The organism is Gemmatimonadota bacterium (assembly GCA_039715185.1).
In the GTDB taxonomy this organism is placed as follows: domain Bacteria; phylum Gemmatimonadota; class Gemmatimonadetes; order Longimicrobiales; family RSA9; genus DATHRK01.
Genome location: JBDLIA010000180.1, coordinates 1 through 2,637 on the forward strand (window position 1 = coordinate 1; position 2,637 = coordinate 2,637).

Genomic DNA, 2,637 nt, shown 5'->3' on the forward strand with positions numbered 1-2,637 from the left:
ACCGACACCAACGGCATGTACGCCTTCGATCCCGTGTCGCCCGGCGTGCACGACGTGGCGGTCACGCCGCCGGCGAACACCACCTGCGACCCGCCCGCACAGACGGTGGACGTGCCGGCGGACGGCCAGGCGCAGGCCGACTTTTCGTGCAGCTCTCAGCCCGGGGACCTGACGGTGACGGTGACGGTGGACGGCGCGCCGTTCGGAGGCGCGACGGTCATCGTGAGCAGCGGCAAAGGCGCCCGCACGGGGACGACCAACACCGCGGGGATGGTGACCTTCACCGGCCTGGAGCCGGACGACTACACGGTCACGGCCTCGGTGGGCGGCGCCACCTGCGACACCGTCACGGCCAGCGTGCCCGCCGGAGGGTCGGCCCAGGCTCAGGTGACCTGCACGTCGTAGGGTCGACCTACGGCCCCATGGCACCGATGGGGATAACGGCGACGCCGTCGTCCAGGACGTACCCGTAGCCGGTCGCCGTGATTACGCCCAAGGTGGCGGGCGCGCCGCACCTGGAGGTGTCCACCCGATCGCGGAACTTCCGCAGGTTCTGCGCGGCGTCATCGACGCGCGCGCTCCCGAGCTTGATCTCGAAGGCCGCCCAACGACCATCCCGTGCTTCGACCACCGCGTCGACCTCGAGGCCCGTATTGTCCCGGTAGTGTAGCACGGTCGCATCGGTTGCCTGGGCGTAGATCCGAAGGTCCCGGGTCACCATCGATTCGAACAGGAATCCGAGCAGGTTCAGGTCGTCCAGGAGCCGCCCGGGCGTCGCCCGCAGCGCGGCTACGGCAACGGACGGATCCACGAAGTGCCGCTTGGCGCCGATTCTGATCCGCGACCTCGAGCGGAGGTGCGGAGCCCAGGCCGGTTGATCCTCCACGATCATCAACCGATCGAGGGCTGCCAGATATTCGCGCACCGTGTCGAGGTCGAGGCTGCCTTCAGCGCCTCCCGCATCGCGCGCAATCACGGCGTTGCTTGCGTATGTCGCGACGTGGCGGGCTAGAGAACGGATGAGCCGGCCCACCTTCGCGGGATCTCTGCGGGTTGCATCGACCCTTCCCACGTCCACCCGGCGAACCTCCTCGATGTAATCCCGGACCGCCCTGACGGCCGGTCCATCGGCCAGGCCGGCGTGCCCGGGCCACCCCCCGCGAGCCACCCGCACGGCGAGGTCGGGCACGGTCAGACCGGGGTCGGAGCACCGGGGAGCGACGCCTTCGAGCAGTGCACCGAGAGACACGGCGCCGGTGGAGTGACCCGACTCGTACAGACTCATCGTGCGCATCCTCACGCGCGCGAGCCGGCCGGCGCCGGTGTGGCGGGTCACATCATCCGCGGGCACCGCGGATCCGGTCAGGATGAACTGTCCGGGCTCTCCCCGGTCGTCGATCGTGCGGCGAATCTGGTTCCAGATCGCCGGTTCCAGCTGCCACTCGTCGATCAGACGGGGCACGGCGCCAGCAAGTACCAGTCCGGGATCCACAACGGCCGCCTGGCGCGCATTCGCATCGACGTCCAGGAGCACTTCGCTTTGCGCGAAGCGTCTGCCGGTCGTGGTCTTTCCGCACGCCTTCGGACCCTCGACCACCACGCCGCCGGTCGACGCGAGACGAGCCTGCAACTCGGCGTCGACGACCCTCGGCTGGTAGTCCATGAATTCCTCCCAATGGCTGTCGACTGGTACAACGTATCATCGTAATCGGTCATTCACAACGTTTTCAATCGGCCATTTGCAACGTTCTCAATCGGCCATTTGCAACATTTCTAATCGGTAGACTGCAACGATGTCAATCGGTAGATTGCAACGTCAAGTCGCCGCGAGTCGAGCGGCGCGCACGCGAGCCTTCATGTGGGCGCCGCGCCGGTAGCGGCGAAGAAGGGGAGGGAAGAGGGTCAGCGCGCTGGAGGCCCCAGATCCAGCCCCTTACGGCTCCATCCGGGTTATCGACGTCCTGGAGACCTTCCAGATCACCTGGTCGCCAGTGCCGACGGCCAGATCGGTGTCGTGCGGGAGGCTGAGAAAAACGTGCGTCTCTAGCGGCGTGTCGCTAACGAGATGGGTCACGGCCGGCATGACCAAGCGATGCCCCTGAGGAACGGCGGGCGGGGGTGGAGGAATGCGAAGGCAAGCGCGGTACAAGCGGTCTGACCGTTCAACGGTCGAGCCATCGGGTGCGAGGTCAGTTGGCGACGTTCTCGACCCACGGCCACCAGGTAGACCCGATAAGACATTTCCGTGCCCCATCGGCAGCCCATCATGGGGTAGCGGAGGTGACGGGACCGCGGGCGCGTCTACCGGCAGCCAAGTCCAGGAGTGATGTTTGACATATTGACGCATAGCCAGTATGTCTTCATGTATGCGTACCACGATACGGCTCCCCGACGACCTGCTCAAGGCCGCCAAGGTGCACGCAGCCCGGAGCGGACGGACGCTTACGTCGCTGATCGAGGAGGCGCTGCGGGCGGCGCTGGCGAGCCAGCCGGCGGGGAGAGTGGCCGAACCCGTAGCCCTGCCGACGTACGGCCGGGGCGGGCTCGTGCCGGGCGTGGACCTGGACGACGGCGCGGCGCTCCTGGAGGTGATGGAGGGGAGTGAGTAGAACCGACGACGGACGCGGCCCCCTCGGA

The 2,637-nt window shown here is 67.3% G+C and carries 3 protein-coding genes; 2 read left to right on the forward strand and 1 reads right to left on the reverse strand.

Features of this window, described 5'->3' with window-relative positions; translation table 11 throughout:
* Positions 1-405: carboxypeptidase-like regulatory domain-containing protein (locus tag ABFS34_16430; protein ID MEN8377012.1), on the forward strand; the 405-nt coding region annotated here is incomplete at its 5' end.
* A gap of 7 nt (positions 406-412) precedes the next feature.
* Here ABFS34_16430 and ABFS34_16435 read toward each other — a convergent pair.
* A complete protein-coding gene (locus ABFS34_16435) occupies positions 413-1,663 on the reverse strand; it encodes a DUF4143 domain-containing protein (GenBank protein MEN8377013.1) in 1,251 nt (416 codons plus the stop codon).
* A gap of 703 nt (positions 1,664-2,366) precedes the next feature.
* Here ABFS34_16435 and ABFS34_16440 point away from each other — a divergent pair.
* Positions 2,367-2,609, forward strand: coding sequence for a CopG family transcriptional regulator (locus tag ABFS34_16440; protein MEN8377014.1), 243 nt, complete (start codon positions 2,367-2,369; stop codon positions 2,607-2,609).
* The last annotated feature ends 28 nt before the right edge of the window (positions 2,610-2,637 follow it).